The organism is Streptomyces sp. NPDC094034, from assembly GCF_040303865.1.
Classification (GTDB): Bacteria; Actinomycetota; Actinomycetes; order Streptomycetales; family Streptomycetaceae; genus Streptomyces.
This window is the reverse complement of sequence record NZ_JBEOUD010000007.1, coordinates 12,617-30,911: the sequence shown is the minus strand read 5'-3', so window position 1 is coordinate 30,911 and position 18,295 is coordinate 12,617. Positions and strand designations below refer to the sequence as shown.

Sequence of the window (18,295 nt, the reverse complement as noted above, 5' to 3'; positions counted from 1 at the left end):
GGTGCGGCGGGCCTGGGCGGGCGGTGGGCGCCGGGGGATTGAACCGGGACTTTGGTCCTGAATCGGAAGGCATTTCTACCCGGTGGCCGTGACAAGCAGCACAGCCGTTTTTGCCCTTACTAGCCTTGATAGTCGCGGCGCTGTGCTTCAGTCGGGACGTTCGGCCCTGCCGGGGGCGGGTCGTTCGGCGGGATGGGGACGGCCGGGCCGGGTACCGGGGCCGGATGCCGATTATCCGGCGTTTCACGTGCGCTTAAACAGGTTTAAATCATCTCATAGTGCACGATCGTGGCGTGCCGATCCCGGTGGTCGCGAGGCGCACTGCCGCGGGGATCGCTACGACATGATGCCGTAGATGGGGTGTTTTGGGATGAGGTGGGGGTCGGGTTACCAAGGTGAGGCCAGCCCGGCTCTCGTGTGCCGGGTCCCTTGATGCCCGGAGGTTTACCCGTATGTCGCAGCGCAAGCTGTCCCGTCTGGCCCGACCGTCCGTCCTTCGTACCCGTGCCGGCGTCCTGGCTGCCGGACTCGGAGTGTCGTTGGCGGCCGGAACCGGGGCCGCGTTCGCCGCGACCGGCGGTGGCGCGGCCACCGGCGCCCCGGCCACCACCTCGACCGTCTCGGCCGCTTCGGCCGTCAAGCAGCAGGCCGCGGTTCAGGCCGCTGCCGCCTCCAAGGCCGACGACGCCAAGGCCAAGGTCTCGAAGGCGAAGGCGGAGGCCAAGAAGGCCGCGTCCTGGACCGACCCGGTCAAGCACTACAAGCTCAGCGCCGGCTTCGGTATCGGCGGCGGCATGTGGGCGCACAAGCACTCCGGCCAGGACTTCGCCGTGCCGACGGGCACGCCGGTCCACGCCGTCCACACCGGCACCGTCGTCAAGGCCGGCCCGAACGGCGCCGGTGACGGCCCCGCGTACGGCAACGCCATCGTGATCAAGCACAAGGACGGTACGTACTCGCAGTACGCGCACCTGTCCCAGATCAAGGTGTACGTGGGCCAGCACGTCAAGACCGACAAGCTGATAGGACTCTCCGGCAACACCGGTAACTCCAGCGGCCCGCACCTGCACTTCGAGATCCGGACGACGCCGAACTACGGCTCGGCCGTCAACCCGGTCCCGTTCCTGCGCTCGCTGGGCGTCAAGGTGTGACCCGTCTCAGGGTGTGACCCGATGAGCCTGGCTCATCAGCTCGATGGAGACCTCAAGGATGGCTTCGCGCTTCTCCTCGGGGTCTCCTTCGACGTCCTTGAGGGCGAAGGTGCCCGCGTGCATCGTGAAGAGCGCGCTGACGCAACGGACCCGATTCTTCAGGGACGCGTCCGGGTCCTGGATCAGATCGAGCATGTCGATCATCCGTTCCTTGAACGTATGGCCGATGCTCAGCTCGCGGACCGTTGCCTGGTTCTCCTGCATGAAGCGGAAGAGCGGGGCCGCGTTCTTCAGCGCCTCGCTGTAGCGCCGCAGGATCTCCTCCTTGGTCTCCAGGGTGTGCGGCTGTGTACGGCCCCAGGTGATCAGGTCGTCGAGCGGGCGCGCCAGATCCTCGAAGAGGCTGATCAGGATGTCTTCCTTGGTCTTGAAGTGGTAGTACAGGGCGGCCTTCGTGACATCGAGCCGCTCGGCGATCTCCCGTAGCGACGTCTTCTCGTATCCCTGCTCCCCGAAGAGCTCCAGCGCGACGTCCTGGATGCGCTGGCGGGTGTTTCCCCGCCGAGGGTGCTGTGTGCTGCCCATGGGTGCTCTCCCGAGAAATAACTTACTTGACGCCCGGCAAGTTGGGGTCTACCTTACCCCAGTGTAGTCAGCTTGCCGGGCGGCAAGTAAGTGTCAGGGGAGTGCAGGGGAGTGGGGACATGAGTCCGACCGGGAAGCAGACCGAGCAGCCGGAGGCAGCCGAGAAACCCGGGCGGCAGCCGCGCAGCGTGCGCGTGGTGCTGCTCGCGCTGATGATCGCGATGCTGCTGGCCATGCTGGACAACATGATCGTCGGTACCGCGATGCCGACCATCGTCGGTGAGCTGGGGGGTCTCGCGCATCTGTCCTGGGTGGTCACCGCGTACACCCTGGCGACCGCCGCCTCCACGCCGATCTGGGGCAAGCTCGGCGACATATACGGCCGCAAGGGCGTCTTCCTCACCTCGATCGTGGTCTTCCTGATCGGCTCCGCACTCAGCGGAATGGCCCAGGACATGGGCCAGCTCATCGGCTTCCGGGCCGTCCAGGGTCTGGGCGCCGGCGGTCTGATGGTCGGCGTCATGGCGATCATCGGGGACCTGATACCGCCCCGGGAGCGGGGCAAATACCAGGGCATGATGGCCGGTGTCATGGCGCTCGCGATGATCGGCGGGCCGCTGGTCGGCGGCACCATCACCGACCACCTCGGCTGGCGCTGGAGCTTCTACATCAACCTCCCGCTCGGCGCGCTGGCGCTCGTGATGATCACCGCCGTCCTGCATCTGCCCGCCAAGGACCGGACGAAGGCCAAGGTCGACTATCTCGGTGCCGCGCTGCTGACCATCGGCATCACGGCGATCGTGCTCGTCACCACCTGGGGCGGTACGGAGTACGCCTGGAGCTCCGCGATGATCATGGAGCTGATCGCCATCGGCGTCGCCTCCCTCATCGGCTTCGTCTTCGTGCAGACCAGGGTCCCCGAGCCGATCATGCCGCTGCACATCTTCCGCAGTCGCAACTTCTCGCTGATGTCCGTGATCGGGTTCCTGACCGGCTTCGTGATGTTCGGCGCGGTGCTCTTCCTCCCGCTCTACCAGCAGGCCGTACAGGGCGCCTCGGCCACCAATTCCGGTCTGCTCCTGCTGCCGATGCTGCTGTCGATGATGCTCGTCTCGCTGATCGCGGGCCGGGTCACCACCAGCAGCGGCAAGTACAAGATCTTCCCGATCCTGGGCGGCGGCCTGATGGTCGTCGGCCTGTTCCTGCTGGCGCAGATGGACACCGGCACCTCGCGGCTGACCTCCGGCCTCTACATGGCCGTCCTCGGCGCGGGCATGGGCTTCCTGATGCAGATCACCATGCTCGTCGCGCAGAACAGCGTCGAGATGAAGGACATGGGCGTCGGCTCGTCCACCACCACCCTCTTCCGTACGCTCGGCGGCTCCTTCGGCGCCGCTATCATGGGCGCCCTGTTCACCAGCCGGGTACAGGACGAGATGGCCGCCCGCGCCGGCGCGGGCGGGGCGGGTGCCACCGAGCAGACGACCCAGCTGGACGCGGCGAGCCTGGCGAAGCTGCCGGACATGGTGCGCGAGGCGTACCAGCACGCGGTGTCGACCGGCACGAACGCGGCGTTCACGCTGGGCGCGGCCATCGCGGTGATCGGCTTCGTCGCGGCGTTCTTCGTCAAGGAGGTCCCGCTGCGGGGCGGGGAGAAGAAGCCGGCCGACGTGGCCGACCAGGACCCGGCCCCGGCCCCGGCGGCGGACGGGAAGGTCACGCAGTCCGCCTGAACCTCCGGCGCACGACTCCGCACGGCCCCTGGCGCGCATCGGCGCCAGGGGCCGTTGTCAGTGGTGCGTGTCAGCATCGAAGTGCGGACAGTCGCCCGCCGTGCCGGGGCGGGCGCCGCCCGCTGCCGACACCGCACTTCCGAGGGAGCGCCCGATGATCAAGGGTCTTGCCATTTCCACCGTCTGGGTCCTGGACCAGGACCGCGCGAAGGAGTTCTACACCGAGAAGCTGGGCCTGGAGCTGCGCATGGACATGACGCTCGGTGAGGGAGGGATGCGCTGGGTGACGGTCGGTGCGAAGGACCAGCCCGAAGTGGTGCTGACCCTCATGGTGCCGGGCGCCCCGGCGATGGACGAGGAGTCGGCCGAGGCGGTCAGAACGCTCGTCGCGAAGGGCGTGCTGGGCGCGGGGGCGCTGGCCACGGACGACATCCATGGGGACTACGAGAAGCTCAAGGCGCGCGGGGTGGAGTTCATCCAGCCGCCGCAGGAGCGTCCGTACGGTACGGAGGCGATCCTGCGGGACGACTCCGGCAACTGGTTCTCGTTCACGCAGCAGCGCGAGGACCTCGACCTCGACAAGGCATGGGCCTGAGGGGGCCCGGCCCGAGGGGGGGGCGGCGTGAGCAGGGGGGCGGTTTGAGGGGAGCGTGGCGGCTTCAGTCCGGTTCAGCCCGGCAGTTTCAGTATCGGGAAGCTGCCCGTTGTCGTCGGGGCGTGTTCCGGGAGCCAGAGGACCGCGATCGCGCCGCCCGCGCCGTTCAGGTCCTCGATGCCCTCGGGCGTGGCGTTCCGGAAGGTCAGCCGCGCGCCGAGGACCCGGGCCTGGCCGGCCGCGATGGTCAGGCCCAGCCCGTGGCCGTGGCCCGCGCGGTCCGTCGCGCCCGTACGGAAGCGGCTCGGGCCCTCCCGCAGCAGGGCTTCCGGGAAGCCGGGGCCGTGGTCCCGTACGCGTACCACCCGGCCCTCGACCGTCACCTCGACGGGTGTCCCACCGTGCTTGGCGGCGTTGGCCAGCAGATTGCCCAGAATGCGTTCCAGCCGGCGCGGATCGGTGCTGACCCAGGACTCGTGCACGACCCTGACCTTGATCGCCGGGTTCAGCACCCGCACCCGCCGCTCGACGAACTCGCCGAGAGCGATCTCCTGGAGTTCGGCGCGCTCCGAGGCGCTGTCGAGCCTCGCCACCTCCAGGACGTCCTCGACCAGCGTCCGCAGGGCCTGGGCCCGGTCCCGTACCAGCTCCGTGGGGCGGCCCGGCGGCAGCAGTTCGGCGGCCGTCATCAGCCCGGTCACCGGCGTACGCAGTTCATGGGCGATGTCCGCGGTGACCCGGCGCTCCGCCTCGATGCGCTCGTTCAGCGCGTCGGTCAGCGCGTCCACCGCGCGGGCCAGCTCATCCGTCTCGTCGCGTACGACACCGCCGACGGCGTCCCCGACGCGTACGTCCGTATTGCCCTGCGCGACCCGCCCCGCCGCCGCGGCGGCCTTGCGCAGCCGCCGCGAGAGCTGCCCGCCGACCAGCACACCCAGGGCGCAGCCCCCGAAGACCACCGAGACCGAACCGATGATCAGCGACCGGTCCAGATCCTTCATGATCGTCGTGGAGCGGTCGGCGAACTCGCTGTGCAGCGAGAGCACCGTGCCGTTGCTCAGCGGGACGGCGGCCCAGACATCGGGCACCCCGCTCTCGGTCTCCTCCACATAGGTCGCGCGCCGGCCCTGCTTCATCTTCGCCTGCAGGCCGCGCGGAAGCGCCGGGTCATTGAGCTTCGTGCCGAGCCTGGGCTCCTTCGTGGAGTCGTACATCCGCTGCGCGAACAGCAGCCGCTCCATCTGCACCTCGCGCGAGTTGTCGAGCATCGAGACCCGCGCCGAGTTGTGCACCACCAGACTCAGCGCCACCGCGACGAGCGCGCCGACCGCCGCGATCGCGATGCTGATCTTCCACCGGACTCCGGTGCGCAGGGCGGGCCGCTTCATGCCTTGAGCTTGTATCCGAAGCCGCGGACCGTGTCGATCCGGTCCTGCCCGATCTTGGTGCGCAGCCGCTGGACATGGACGTCCACCACCCGGGTGTCACCGCCCCAGCCGTAGTCCCAGACCCGCTCAAGCAGTTTGTCGCGGGAGAGCACCGTGCCGGGAGCGGCCGAGAACTCCAGCAGCAGCCGCATCTCCGTCGGCGTCAGCGCCACCGGCGCGCCGCCCCTGCGTACTTCCATGCCCTCCGTGTCGATCACCAGATCGCCGAAGGACAGCACCCCGTGCTCATCGGGCTCGCCCGGTCCGCCCGATTCGCCGGCGGGCCCGCCCGCGTGCCCGAAGCGGCGCAGTACGGCGCGGATCCTGGCGACCAGCACCGCGCCGTCGAAGGGCTTGGTCACATAGTCGTCGGCGCCGGCCTCCAGCCCGAGCACCACATCGATCGAGTCGGCGCGCGCGGACAGCATGATCACGGGCACGGTCGACTCGTCACGGATACGGCGGCACAGGCTGACCCCGTCCAGACCGGGCACCATCACATCGAGCAGGGCGATGTCGGGACGGTCCGCGCGGAACGCGTCGAGGCCGGAGAGTCCGTCCGGCCTGGCGGTGACCACGAAGCCACTGCGCTCCAGCGCCAGCTGGGTGGCTTCGCGAATGACATCGTCGTCCTCGACGAACAGGACATGGGTCTCGGCCATCCCGTGGATCTCGGCTCTCAGTTGGGGCTCGTCATCGAGGGGGCGGGAACGGCTCCGTCGCCGTTGCCGACCGCTCGGCTGTAGTCGTTGCGCACCCGGTAGCGCTCGCTGAACTTGCTGTCGGACCAGCTGTATGTCACGACGTCCTCCCCGGACGGGAAGGACAGCGGATCGCCGTTCGCGTACAGCTGCTGGGTGACGACCAGTTCACCGCGGTCGATCGTGGCGTAGACGGCCGGCTCCTCCGCCGCGAAGACGTTCTGGTACTCCTCGTTCCGCTCGCGGTACACATACGTCCCGACGCCCACCGAGTCGGCGCACGTCATCACGTTGATCACCAGATCGGGCGCGGTACCGCCGGTCAGATTCCCGTACGAGGTGTCGACCGGGTACGCGTCCTCGCCGCACGGTTTGAGATCGGCCTTGACCCGCGTGCTGACCGCGGGGTCCTTCCGGAGCAGCGCCACCGCGTTGACGGTCTTGGCGGGGGTCGCCGCGCTCACCCTGGGCTTCGGCGCGCCCCGCTCCACGGGAGAGGTCACGGCAGCGCCCTCGTCCCTGGTCCCCGTACCGCCGGTCGAACAGCCGGACACGAGCAGGCCGACAACGGCGAGCGCGGACAACACCGCACCCACCGCGAAGGATCTGCTTCCCTGCCGCCCCAGGGTCTGTCGTTTGGATCTTGCCGGGCTCGCGTGCCCTGGTACCGCGCCTCGCCGCGTTGTCGTCGGTCGCCTACGCTCCGCGTGGGCTCCCTCCTCCGCCTTGCGATCCACGGCACCAGACCCCGCTCCCTGATCCGGCCAGATCCAGACGGCAGACCCTGGCTCTTTCAGGCCGCGCACCTCTCCCGCCCCCGCTCCTCGTGACGGCCGTGGCCGCCGCGTGTGCCGCGAGCGCCCCGACCGTCACCACTGTCGCTCCCGCCGCTCCTGCCACGGCGGAGATCCGACCGCTCCGGCGCGTGGACCTCCAGGTCCCGGTCCACCAGGTCCTGGCCGGCCAGCTCCCGGCTCTCCAGCTCCTGACGGAGCCGGGCCAGCGCGCGGTGCAATGTGCTCTTTACGGTACCCGCCGACATGCCGAGCGCGGCAGCCGTCTCCTCGGTGCTCATCTGCTCCCAGTGCCGCAGCACGACCACGCTGCGCTGCTTGGGCGCGAGCACCCCCAGGATGTCCATCAGCAGCGCCCGGTCGGCGCGCTGCTCGGTGCCGTCGTCGATGCTCGCGTCGGGCAGCTGCTCGGTGGGGACCTCTTCGAGCTTGCGGGCACGCCACCACTCCGTACGAGTGTTGATCATGACGCGGCGCAGATAGGCGTCGGCGAGCGACTTGTCGGCGATGCCGTCCCAGCGCCCGAAGGTACGCGCCAGCGCGGTCTGGAGCAGGTCCTGCGCGTCGACGGGATCGGGCACGAGGCGCCGGGCGCTCCGCAGCAGGGCCTCCTGCCGCGTACGTACGTATTCCTCGAACCCGAGCACCTCGCCCTGCGCCATGCCGACCGCCTCCGACCCCGTGATCATCCGTACCGTTCGTCTACGGCACCGAAATTACGGAGCGGTTGTCACGAGGCTGTGCGGGACAGCCGTCGGCGGACGCACGGCTGTCCATCGGTTGTGTAACGGACGGCCGCGCGACACCCGCCGGCGCGACGGCCGCCGGGCGGGCTCCGGTGGCGCGTCACACGGTCGGCGCGGCGGCGATGTGGCGAGATCAGCGGTGGTCCGCCCGGCTCCGCGTCAGCGGTGGTCCGCCCGGCTCTGCGGCAGCCGGTAGACGCCGTTCTCCATCGGCTCGACCAGCCCGTCGGCGACCAGTCCGTCCAGCGCCCTGGCCCGCTGCACCGGCTCGTCCCAGACCGCGTCCAGGACCACCTGCGGCACCGGAGCGACCGCCTCGCGCAGTACGGCGAGCAGCTTGCCGCGCACCTGGCGGTCCGTGCCCGCGTACGTCTGGCCGCGCCGCGCGGGGCCCTCGTACCGCGGCTTCCCGGCCAGCCGCCAGGCGCACCGGTCGGCGATCGGGCAGCGTACGCAACCCTCGTTCTTCGCCGTGCAGATCAGCGCGCCGAGCTCCATGGAGGACGCCGCCCAGCGCGCGGCGGTCGGCGCGTCCTCGGGCAGCAGCGCGCGGGCCAGCTTGCGTTCGGCGGCGGTGGTCGCGTTCGGCGGGTACTGCACACCGGCCACGGCGCGCGCGAAGACCCGGCGCACATTGGTGTCGAGCACCGCGTGCCGCTGCCCGTACGCGAACGAGGCCACCGCCGCGGCCGTGTACTCGCCGATCCCGGGCAGCGAGAGCAACTGCGCGTGCTCGCGCGGTACGTCGCCTCCGTGCCGCTCCGTTATCGCCTGCGCGGCGCCGTGCAGACGTAGCGCACGGCGCGGATAGCCGAGCCTGCCCCAGGCGCGGACCGCCTCGCCGGGGGCCTCGGCGGCCAGGTCGGCGGGGCGCGGCCAGCGGCTGAGCCACTGCTCGTACACCGGGAGCACCCGGTTCACCGGGGTCTGCTGAAGCATGAACTCGCTGACCATCACCCCCCAGGCGCCCGCTTCGGGGCGGCGCCAGGGCAGATCGCGCGCGTTCGAGTCGAACCACGCGATGACGGGGGTGTGGAGGGCGGCCGGATCGACGGCGGTCGGAGAGGACGCGGAGTGCGCGGAGGTAGCAGTCATGACAGCACCGATCCTGGCATGTCCCGGGCCGTGGAGGGTGCGGCAGGCGCGGGCGGGGCCGAGGTGTCACGCGCCCGGTCCCGCGCGCGCCCCACGTTCGCCCCCGCCCGCCGGGTCCCTCACACCCGCTCGGCCATGGCGCGCGAGCCGGCCTGCCGCGCGTATTACCAGACCGCGGTCAAGAACGCGGCGAACAACAGCAGTCCGGCCTCGGCTCATAGCTCTGCCAGGTGTGGGAACAGGGCCGGTCAGTAGCGCCCTTGCCGGGATGATGATCCGCAAAACTTGCGAGACCGGCGGCATGGGGGGCGGGAGTTGGCTCCGATCTCTCGTACAGTTTGCGCCGTGGGATCTTTGCGCAATCCGGTCGGGCCGCTTCCCTCCACCATCTACTGGCGACGGAGGGCAGTAGCGGCGACGCTGATCGCGCTGCTCGCGTTGCTCGTCGTATGGGTCGTCACCTCCCGTGGGGGTGACGGCAAGAACACCGGCGACACGTCGGACGGCGCCAATCCCGCGACGTCCATCACCCCGGGCCCCTCCGGTTCCGGACCGGCGATCAGTGAACAGCCGGGCGGACGCGACGAGTCGGGCTCGACCGACGGGACCGGCGGCGGCCAGGGCGGCACGGACGGCGCGGACGACGGCGGCAAGAACGGTGACACCGGCGGCGCGGGCGGGGCCGGTTCAGCCGGTACGGGGGACGGCACGGCGGACACCGGCGGCGCGAGCGGCGGCGGTACGGCGGGCGGCGACGGCGGAAGCACCAGCTCCGGCCGACAGGTACCGGCCGGCTCCGGACTGCCCAACTGCCCTCCGAGCGCGGTCACCCTGCGGCTCACCACGACGAAGGTCGCCTACGCGCCGGGCGAGAAGCCCGCGTTCCGGCTGATCGTCACGAACACCTCGGACACCACGTGCAAGGCCGACCTCGGACCGAAGGCCGTGGTGCTGACGATCACCAACGCGGACGACGACGAGGTCTGGTCGTCCCAGGACTGCCCGAAAACCGGCGCGGTGCTCTACGAGGTCCCGGCGGGCGGGACGATCACCCGCACGATCGAGTGGGACCGCGGGCAGAGCGCGCCGCGGTGCGCCACGCCGCCCGCGGGCGCGGTGAGCCCCGGAACCTATCTGGTGGAGGCCGAGACCTCGGTCGTCTCGGTGAAGCAGGGCCAGGCGTCGATCCGCCTGGAGAAGGACTAGGTCCTGTCCGACCGGACAGGACCTAGAAGCTCGCCGCCGTCATGTGCGTACACCGCCATGGCCGCAGCTATACGTACCGCTCCAGGATCGAGGACTCCGCCAGCCGCGACAGCCCCTCGCGCACGCTGCGCGCCCGCGCCTCGCCGACTCCGTCCACCGTCTGCAGATCGTCGACGCTCGCCGCCAGCAGCTTCTGAAGCCCGCCGAAGTGCTCGACAAGCCGCTCGATGATGGCGCCCGGCAGCCGCGGCACCTTGGCCAGCAGCCGGTAACCACGCGGCGAGACCGCGGAGTCGAGTGTCTCGGGCGCGCCGCTGTAGCCCAGCGCCCTTGCCACGATGGGCAGTTCGAGCAGCTCGGGATGGGTCAGCGAGTCCAGCTCGCCGAGCGCCTCGTCGACCGTACGGGAGCGCTTCGCGGTCGGCTCGGGGACGTAGTCCCGCGCGACCAGATCCCGTTCCGGCTCCACGCCCGCGATCAACTCGTCCAACTGGAGCGAGAGAAGCCGGCCGTCGGTGCCCAGCTCGACCACGTACTCGGCGATCTCCGTGGCGATCCTGCGCACCATCTCAAGCCGCTGGGCGACGGCCGTCACATCCCGGACCGTCACCAGGTCCTCGATCTCCAGCGCGGAGAGCGTGCCCGCGACCTCGTCAAGACGGAGCTTGTACCGCTCCAGGGTCGCCAGCGCCTGGTTCGCCCGCGACAGGATCGCCGCCGACTCCTCCAGGACGCGGCGCTCCCCGTTCACATACAGCGCGATCAGCCGCATCGACTGCGATACGGAGACGACCGGGAAGCCGCACTGCTTGGACACCCGGTCCGCCGTGCGGTGCCGGGTGCCCGTCTCCTCCGTGGGGATGGACGACTCCGGCACCAGCTGGACGCCGGCCCGCAGGATCTTGGTGATGTCCTTGTCCAGGATGAGCGCGCCGTCGAGTTTGCACAGCTCGCGCAGGCGGGTCGCGGTGAACTCCACGTCCAGCACGAAACCGCCCGTGCACATCGACTCGACGGTCTTGTCCATGCCGAGGACGATCAGACCTCCGGTGTTGCCGCGCAGGATCCGCTCCAGGCCGTCGCGCAGCGCCATGCCCGGCGCGACAGCGCTCAGGGAGGCGCGCATCAGCGCTTCGTTGCCGGAGCCCGCGCCGGACTTTCCGGGCGCTGATGCCCGGTCGTTGGCTGCCACTGCACTCCTCCGGCTCGTACGGATGGGCGAGACCAGGGCAAAGTCTACCGGCGAGCGTTGTCTTCCCGTGGGGCGTCCGCACGACCGCGGCGCGGTAGCACCCTGAGAGCATCACCCATGTCGGCGACTTCTGTGACCTTCATACCGGCCGGGATCTTCCCCGGATCGGTGGGAACAAGCGCCTGAGTGAAGCCGAGACGGTGGGCCTCGGCCAGCCGGCGCTGCACGCCCGTAACCCGTCTGACCTCGCCCGCGAGCCCGACCTCACCGATCGCGACCAGGTTCTTCGGCAGGGGGGTGTCGCTGGCCGCGGACGCCAGCGCCAGGGCGATCGCGAGGTCGGCGGCGGGCTCCGTGAGCTTCACCCCTCCGACCGTCGCGCTGTAGATGTCGCGCTTGCCGAGCGCGCTGATCCGGCCGCGCTGCTCCAGCACGGCGAGCATCATCGAGACCCGGGAGGTCTCCAGGCCGGAGGTGGTGCGCCGGGGCGAGGGGATCTGTGAGTCGACCGTCAGCGCCTGTACCTCGGCGACGAGTGGCCGGCGCCCCTCCAGGGTGACCGTCAGGCAGGTGCCGGGCACGGGCTCGTCGCGCCGGGTGAGGAACAGCCCGGACGGGTCGGCGAGGCCGGTGATCCCCTCGTCGTGCAGCTCGAAACAGCCGACCTCGTCGGTCGTCCCGTAGCGGTTCTTGATCCCGCGGACGAGCCGCAGTCTGGCGTGCCGGTCGCCCTCGAACGACAGTACGACGTCCACAAGGTGTTCGAGCAGCCGCGGTCCCGCGATCGCGCCGTCCTTGGTGACATGACCCACCAGGAGCGTCGACATGCCGCGCTCCTTGGAGGCGCGGATGAGCGCGCCCGCGACCTCGCGGACCTGGGCCATGCCGCCCGGCGCGCCCTCGATCTCCGGCGAGGCCACGGTCTGGACGGAGTCCATGATCAGCAGCGACGGCTTGACCGCGTCGAGATGGCCGAGAACGGCGGAGAGATCCGTCTCCGCGGCCAGATACAGATGGTCGTCGATGGCCTTGATCCGGTCGGCGCGCAGCCGCACCTGGCTGGTGGACTCCTCGCCCGTCACATAGAGCGTGCGGTGCTCGTCACTGGCCGACTTCGCCGCGACATCGAGCAGCAACGTCGACTTGCCCACGCCCGGCTCGCCCGCGACCAGCACGACGGCGCCCGGCACCAGCCCGCCGCCGAGCACCCGGTCCAGCTCGTCCACGCCGGTGGAGCGGGCGGTGGCCGTACGGGCGTCGATCTGGCCGATCGGCAGCGCGGCGGTGGAGACCCGGCCCGCCGCCGTGGTCCGTACCGCGGGCGCGCCGTACTCCTCGACCGTGCCCCATGCCTGGCATTCGGGGCAGCGGCCGAGCCATTTGGCGGTCGTCCAACCGCACTCGGTGCAGCGGTAGGAAGGCCTGTCCTTGGCGGATTTCGTGCGGGCAGCCATGGCGTCACCGTATAGGGGCGCACTGACAGCGCCGACCAGGGAGTGGGCCCGGCCCCGACGCGCGAGGGGAGAAGGCGGGACGAGGCCGCGCGGAACCCATCGGAACGTGCGACTCCTGTCCCCTTTTGAGGGATACCTTCACCCGTAAGGATTAATTGTGCTCAAGAGGTGTGAAGGGTGTGGGCCTCTCTGTCTAACGTCGCCGGGTGATGAGCAGCAGCCCCGACACCTCCACGCACACCACCGGCGCACACCGCGCGCCCCGTCGTGCGCCCCAACCGGTGCCGCGCCGCCAGGCCGCGCGTTACGAGCGGTATCTCGACGGTCTGTTCACCTACTGCCTCTCCGTGCTGTGCGACCACGACGTCGCGACGGAGGTGCTCGGCGAGGTGCTGTCCATCTCCGAGCGGCAGTACGGCCGTTGCCCCTCCGGCGACGAGGAGCGCAAGGCATGGCTGTACGCGCTCGCCCGCTGGTCCTGTCTGCGCAGACTCACCGAGCAGCGCCGCAGCCAACTGGGGGCGCATTCGGCCCAGCGCGAGCCGGAGCCCGCGCCGACGGAGGCGCTCGCGCCGGAGACCGCCGAGCGCCGACGACGCGAACTCGCCCTGCTGGCCTGGCCGGAAGCCGCGGGTACGACCCCCGAGCAGCGCGAGATCCTGGAGCTGGCCGTACGCCACCAACTGGGCCCGACCGAGGTCGCCGCCGTGCTGTCCATGGAACCGGCGGCGGCCCGTGAACTGCTCGCCTCCGCCGCCTGCGAGGTGGAGCGCACCCGCGCCGCGCTCGCCGTCGTCGACACCGGCGACTGCCTGTCCGTCGCCCGGCTCACCGGCGACCAGCAGGTGCTGCTCTCCGCCGCCCTCCGGCGCGAACTGGTCCGGCATGTCGACGACTGCCCGCGCTGCCGGCGCGCCGCCGAGCGCGCCGAGGCGGCAGGACCGTGGCCCGGGTCGCGCCTCTGCCCCCTCCTGAAACTCTCCGACGGCGCCGCCGCGCGACCCGCGTCGACCACGGGGCGGTCCGGGACGCCGTCGGGGGCGCCGTCGGCCCCGTCCGCCGTCTCGCCCGCCGTGCTGTCCCTCGTCGAGGCACCGAGGGAGGCCACGTACGCGGCGATGGAGCGGGCCCCCCGGGCGCGGGCCGCGGCGCCGCGCTTCGGACGCGACGGCTTCCCCATGGACCCCAAGGACCGCGCCGCCCGCCGTGAACGGCTGCGGGCGCGGGCCGTGACCACCACCGTCGTGGCGACCGTCGTCGCCGCTCCCGTACTCGCCCTCTGGGCGGCGTACCGAGGCGCGGCGGAGACGGGGGACGGCCGCGAAGGCTCCTCGGTCAGCGCGGGCGCGACGGAGGGCCCGCCCGGGACGGGCGAGGGGCCGCGCGAGCACTACGAGAACGCGGGCAGCGCCCGGGACGGGTCGGGCGCCGGTCATGGCCCCGGCCACGGCACGGGCGGGGAGGGCATCGCGCCCGGCGTCTCGGTCGAGGTCATCAGCGACGGCCGGCCCGTACCGTCGCCCCTCCCGGGGCAGCCGACCATCGGCAGGCTCTCGGTGGAGGCGCGGCCCCACGGCGACACCACGATGGTCACGCTCAGGGCGCCGGGCGGCGCCCCGGTCTCCTGGACGGCGGGGACCAAGGCGCCCTGGCTCCGGCTGAGCCGCCACTACGGCACGCTCGCGCCCGGTGAATCCTTCACCGTCCAGGTCTTCGTGGACCACCGCCGCGAACTGTCGGGACCCTGGAGCGCGCGGGTGGCGATCTATCCGGCGGGATCCGTGGTGAAGATCTATGGCTACGGCTCCCGACCGCCGTCCTCGGGACACGCGGGCCGACCCGGTTATCCCGCATACCCAGGACACCCCGCACACCCCGGGCATCCGGGACACCCCGCGGATCCCGGCACCGGCGGCCCGACCCGGCTCGGCCCCGCCGACCCACAGCAGTCCGCGCCGCCCCCGGACCCCTCGGCCCCGGCCCCGGACCCGGGCCCGGAGGGTACCTAGGAAGGCCGACCGGACAGGACCTAAGGCGTGTCCGTCGTCTAAGGCGTGTCCGTGCGCCGCGGCGGGTCCGCCGGATGCGGCGCCACCAGCGGAAGCTCGCTCGCCAAGCGCCGCTCGCACAGCTCGGCCAGCCGGTCGTAGCCCTCCTTGCCCATCAGCTCGGTCAGCTCGGGCCGGTACGTCTTGTACACCGGTTCGCCCGCGCCGTGCGCCGAGGTCGCCGAGGTGCACCACCAGTGCAGATCGTGGCCGCCCGGCCCCCAGCCGCGCCGGTCGTACTCACCGATGGACACCTGGAGCACGCGCGTGTCGTCGGGCCGCTCGATCCAGTCGTACGTCCGCCGGACCGGGAGCTGCCAGCAGACGTCCGGCTTCGTCTCCAGCGGCTCGCGCCCCTCGCGCAGCGCCAGGATGTGCAGCGAGCACCCGGCGCCGCCCGCGAAGCCCGGGCGGTTCTGGAAGATGCAGGAGCCCTGCCAGCGGCGGGTCTGACGCTCGCCGTCGTCGTCCGTCTGCGTCCAGCCGGTGGTGGTGCCCTCCTCGTGGAACTGCCAGAGATCCGGCGTGAGGCGCGCCACATGACGTGCGACGCGCTGTTCGTCGTCCTCGTCGGAGAAGTGCGCGCCCAGCGTGCAGCAGCCGTCGTCGGCGCGGCCCGCCTGGATGCCCTGGCAGCCGCTGCCGAACACGCAGCTCCACCGCGAGGTGAGCCAGGTCAGATCGCAGCGGAAGACCTGCTCGTCGTCGGCGGGGTCGGGGAATTCCGCCCAGGCACGGGCGAAGTCCAGCCCCTTCTCGTCCGGGACATCCCGGTCGGTACGGATGTCGCCCGCACTCCGGGGCGTGTCCCCCGCACTCCGGGGCGCGCGCGAGGAGGTGCTGATCGCCTCCTCCTGCTGGTACTGCTTCTTCGGGCCCTTGGCTTTGCCCGGCTTCGCCTTTTTCGTCTTCGGCACAGGACCAGCGTATGCGCGCGGTCGCAGTAGCGTTCCGTTCATGAGACTCGGAGTCCTCGACGTCGGTTCGAACACGGTTCACCTGCTCGCGGTGGACGCCCACCGCGGCGCCCGCCCGCTGCCCGCGCATTCCTACAAGGCGGAGCTACGGCTCGCCGAACTGCTCGACGAGGACGGCGCGATCGGGCCCCACGGTGTCGACCGGCTCGTCTCGACGATCGCCGACGCGCTCCAGGCCGCCGAGGACAAGGGCTGCGAGGACGTCCTGCCCTTCGCGACCTCCGCCGTGCGCGAGGCCAGCAACGCCGAGCAGGTCCTCGGGCGCGTCAAGAGCGAGACCGGCATCGATCTGGAGGTCCTCACGGGCGAGGAGGAGGCCCGGCTCACCTTCCTCGCGGCCCGCCGCTGGTTCGGCTGGTCCGCCGGGAAACTGCTCGTCCTGGACATCGGCGGCGGCTCGCTGGAGATCGCGTACGGGATCGACGAGGAGCCGGACGCCGCCGTCTCCCTGCCCCTGGGCGCGGGCCGGCTGACCGCGGGCTGGCTGCCAGGCGATCCGCCCGACCCCGTCGACGTGAAGGCGCTGCGCCGACACGTACGGGCGCGGATCGCCCGTACGGTCGGGGAGTTCTCGCGATTCGGCAGCCCGGACCATGTCGTGGCCACGTCCAAGACCTTCCGCCAGCTGGCCAGGATCGCCGGGGCGGCGCGCTCCGCCGATGGGCTGTACGTACAGCGCGAACTGAGTCGTACGTCACTGGAGGAGTGGGTGCCCAAGCTGGCCACGATGAGCACGCTCCAGCGCGCCGCGCTCCCCGGGGTCTCCGACGGCCGCTCGTCCCAGCTGCTGGCGGGAGCGCTGGTCGCGGAGGGCGCGATGGACCTGTTCGGGGTCGAGAGCGTGGAGATCTGCCCCTGGGCGCTGCGCGAGGGCATCATCCTGCGGCGGCTCGATCAACTCCCGAGCACGTAGAGGGTGCCCGTACGCTGTCTCCGTGGCAGAACCTGTGGTGCGCATCCCGGATGCGAAGGTCGCGCTCTCGACGGCTTCGGTCTATCCGGAGTCCACGGCGACGGCCTTCGAGATCGCCGCACGTCTGGGGTACGACGGTGTCGAGGTCATGGTGTGGACCGATCCCGTCAGCCAGGACATCGAGGCGCTGCGCCGGCTCTCCGACTATCACGAGGTGCCCGTACTCGCCGTACACGCGCCCTGCCTGCTCATCACCCAGCGCGTGTGGTCCACGGATCCCTGGGTGAAGCTCCAGCGGGCGCGCGCGGCGGCCGAGACGCTCGGCGCCTCCACCGTGGTCGTGCATCCGCCGTTCCGCTGGCAGCGGCAGTACGCGCGTGACTTCGTCACCGGCATATGGCGCATGGCCGAGGAGACGGACGTACGGTTCGCCGTCGAGAACATGTACCCGTGGCGCTACCGCGACCGGGAGATGCTCGCCTACGCGCCCGACTGGGACGTGACCAAGTACGACTACCGGCACTTCACCGTCGATCTCTCGCACACCGCGACCGCCCGTACGGACGCCATGGCCATGATCGGCCGGATGGGCGACCGGCTGGGGCATGTCCATCTCGCGGACGGCAACGGGTCGGCCAAGGACGAGCACCTGGTGCCCGGCCGGGGCACGCAGCCGTGCGCCGAACTGCTGGCGGGACTGGCGGGCAACGGATTCGACGGGCAGGTCGTGATCGAGGTGAACACGCGGCGCGCGATGTCGGCCGCGGAGCGCGAGGCCGATCTGGCGGAGGCGCTGGCGTTCGCCCGGCGGCATCTGGCCGCGCCGTCCTCCGCGCCGGCGCCGTCCTCGCCGCCCTCCTCGCCATCGCCCTCGCCGTCCTCCTCCTCGCCCGCGTCGGGCCCTTCGGCCGCGCCGTCCCCGGGGAGGCGGTCGGAGCAGTCCCCGGCGACGCGCTCGCCCCGTACCGGCTCCTCGGGAGCGCGCCCGTCATGAACGGCACGGCTCCGCGCCGCCGTGGCCGCCCCGCCCGCAAGGCGGCCGACACCGGCCCCAGCGCCCGGCAGAAGATCCTCGACGCCGCCCGCGCGGAGTTCGCCGAGCGCGGGTACGACAAGACCTCCATCCGTGGCATCGCCAAGGCGGCGGGGGTCGACGCGGCACTCGTCCACCACTACTTCGGCACGAAGGACGAGGTCTTCGCGGCGGCCATCGAGGTCTCCTTCGAACCGGCCCTGGTGCTGCCCACGCTGCTGAACGGCGGCACGGACGGCATCGGAGAGCGGCTCGCCCGCTTCTTCCTCGGTGTCTGGGAGAACCCGGTGACCCGGGCCCCGCTGCTGGCGATCATCCGCTCCGCGCTGACGCACGAGGCCGCGGCGAAGGTGCTGCGTACGTTCGTCCTGCGGCGGCTGCTGGAGCGGATCGCGGAGGAACTCGACGTACCGGATCCCACGTTCCGCGCCGAACTGGCCGCGTCGCACATGATCGGGATCGCCCTGCTCCGCTACGTGATCAAGGCGGAGCCGCTGGCGTCGGCGGACACCGAGGAGATCATCGCGATGGTGGCGCCCACGATTCAGCGCTATCTCACGGAAGCCTGACGACCGAAGCCCGTACGACCGAAGCCCGTACGACCGAAGCCCGTACGACCGAAGCCCGTACGACCGAAGCCCGTAC

General features: G+C 71.2%; 17 protein-coding genes. 8 read left to right on the top strand and 9 right to left on the bottom strand.

The genetic code is table 11. From position 1 onward, the window contains the following. The first annotated feature begins 452 nt into the window (after positions 1-452). Positions 453-1,151, top strand: coding sequence for a M23 family metallopeptidase (locus tag ABTZ59_RS09065; RefSeq protein WP_351393054.1), 699 nt, complete (start codon positions 453-455; stop codon positions 1,149-1,151). 6 nt (positions 1,152-1,157) lie between these two features. On the opposite strand, the gene ABTZ59_RS09060 is transcribed toward ABTZ59_RS09065, so the two are convergent. Beyond that, a complete protein-coding gene (locus ABTZ59_RS09060) occupies positions 1,158-1,736 on the bottom strand; it encodes a TetR/AcrR family transcriptional regulator (protein ID WP_351393051.1) in 579 nt (192 codons plus the stop codon). Between the two features lie 119 nt (positions 1,737-1,855). Between ABTZ59_RS09060 and ABTZ59_RS09055 the strand changes: the two genes are divergently transcribed. Both ABTZ59_RS09055 and ABTZ59_RS09050 read left to right on the top strand, forming a co-directional pair. Next, the gene (locus ABTZ59_RS09055; RefSeq protein WP_351393048.1) at positions 1,856-3,469 is read left to right on the top strand and encodes an MDR family MFS transporter; all 1,614 of its coding nucleotides are present in this window, start codon (positions 1,856-1,858) and stop codon (positions 3,467-3,469) included. Between the two features lie 154 nt (positions 3,470-3,623). Continuing rightward, positions 3,624-4,064, top strand: coding sequence for a VOC family protein (locus tag ABTZ59_RS09050; protein ID WP_351393045.1), 441 nt, complete (start codon positions 3,624-3,626; stop codon positions 4,062-4,064). Positions 4,065-4,138: 74 nt separating this feature from the next. Here the strand turns inward: ABTZ59_RS09050 and cseC are convergent, their stop codons facing one another. The 5 genes from cseC to ABTZ59_RS09025 form a co-directional block, all read right to left on the bottom strand. After that, positions 4,139-5,452, bottom strand: coding sequence for a two-component system sensor histidine kinase CseC (cseC, locus tag ABTZ59_RS09045; RefSeq protein ID WP_351393042.1), 1,314 nt, complete (start codon positions 5,450-5,452; stop codon positions 4,139-4,141). Further along, positions 5,449-6,153, bottom strand: a complete 705-nt coding sequence (gene cseB / locus ABTZ59_RS09040) for a two-component system response regulator CseB (protein ID WP_351393039.1) — start codon at positions 6,151-6,153, stop codon at positions 5,449-5,451. Before cseB ends, cseC begins: the two co-directional genes overlap by 4 nt. Before the next feature lie 17 nt (positions 6,154-6,170). Beyond that, complete coding sequence (locus ABTZ59_RS09035) at positions 6,171-6,788, bottom strand: hypothetical protein (RefSeq protein ID WP_351393036.1); 618 nt, start codon at positions 6,786-6,788, stop codon at positions 6,171-6,173. Between the two features lie 197 nt (positions 6,789-6,985). After that, positions 6,986-7,648, bottom strand: a complete 663-nt coding sequence (locus tag ABTZ59_RS09030; protein WP_351393493.1) for a SigE family RNA polymerase sigma factor — start codon at positions 7,646-7,648, stop codon at positions 6,986-6,988. Positions 7,649-7,891: 243 nt separating this feature from the next. Beyond that, the gene (locus ABTZ59_RS09025; protein WP_351393033.1) at positions 7,892-8,827 is read right to left on the bottom strand and encodes an HhH-GPD family protein; all 936 of its coding nucleotides are present in this window, start codon (positions 8,825-8,827) and stop codon (positions 7,892-7,894) included. A 345-nt stretch (positions 8,828-9,172) separates the two neighbouring features. Between ABTZ59_RS09025 and ABTZ59_RS09020 the strand changes: the two genes are divergently transcribed. Beyond that, positions 9,173-10,033: a hypothetical protein gene (locus ABTZ59_RS09020; protein ID WP_351393030.1), complete on the top strand. Its 861-nt coding sequence runs from the start codon at positions 9,173-9,175 to the stop codon at positions 10,031-10,033. 67 nt (positions 10,034-10,100) lie between these two features. Here ABTZ59_RS09020 and disA read toward each other — a convergent pair whose 3' ends face one another. Further along, on the bottom strand, positions 10,101-11,225 hold the full coding sequence (gene disA / locus ABTZ59_RS09015) for a DNA integrity scanning diadenylate cyclase DisA (protein WP_030354428.1): 1,125 nt from the start codon (positions 11,223-11,225) through the stop codon (positions 10,101-10,103). A gap of 44 nt (positions 11,226-11,269) precedes the next feature. Beyond that, positions 11,270-12,679 carry a DNA repair protein RadA gene (gene radA, locus ABTZ59_RS09010; protein WP_351393026.1) on the bottom strand — a complete coding sequence of 470 codons (1,410 nt, stop codon included), beginning with the start codon at positions 12,677-12,679 and terminating at the stop codon, positions 11,270-11,272. A gap of 209 nt (positions 12,680-12,888) precedes the next feature. Here radA and ABTZ59_RS09005 point away from each other — a divergent pair, with 209 nt between their 5' ends. Continuing rightward, the gene (locus tag ABTZ59_RS09005) at positions 12,889-14,688 is read left to right on the top strand and encodes a sigma-70 family RNA polymerase sigma factor (protein WP_351393024.1); all 1,800 of its coding nucleotides are present in this window, start codon (positions 12,889-12,891) and stop codon (positions 14,686-14,688) included. Between the two features lie 38 nt (positions 14,689-14,726). Here the strand turns inward: ABTZ59_RS09005 and ABTZ59_RS09000 are convergent, their stop codons facing one another. Beyond that, positions 14,727-15,512 (bottom strand): DUF3109 family protein, encoded by a 786-nt coding sequence (locus ABTZ59_RS09000; protein WP_503002501.1) that lies wholly within the window; start codon positions 15,510-15,512, stop codon positions 14,727-14,729. A 172-nt stretch (positions 15,513-15,684) separates the two neighbouring features. Between ABTZ59_RS09000 and ABTZ59_RS08995 the strand changes: the two genes are divergently transcribed. The 3 genes from ABTZ59_RS08995 to ABTZ59_RS08985 are packed head-to-tail and all read left to right on the top strand — an operon-like array spanning position 15,685 to position 18,219. Next, positions 15,685-16,617, top strand: a complete 933-nt coding sequence (locus ABTZ59_RS08995; RefSeq protein WP_351393019.1) for a Ppx/GppA family phosphatase — start codon at positions 15,685-15,687, stop codon at positions 16,615-16,617. 22 nt (positions 16,618-16,639) lie between these two features. Then, the gene (locus tag ABTZ59_RS08990) at positions 16,640-17,611 is read left to right on the top strand and encodes a sugar phosphate isomerase/epimerase family protein (protein ID WP_351393016.1); all 972 of its coding nucleotides are present in this window, start codon (positions 16,640-16,642) and stop codon (positions 17,609-17,611) included. After that, positions 17,608-18,219 carry a TetR/AcrR family transcriptional regulator gene (locus tag ABTZ59_RS08985; RefSeq protein WP_351393013.1) on the top strand — a complete coding sequence of 204 codons (612 nt, stop codon included), beginning with the start codon at positions 17,608-17,610 and terminating at the stop codon, positions 18,217-18,219. The genes ABTZ59_RS08990 and ABTZ59_RS08985 overlap by 4 nt, the downstream gene beginning before the upstream one ends. The last annotated feature ends 76 nt before the right edge of the window (positions 18,220-18,295 follow it).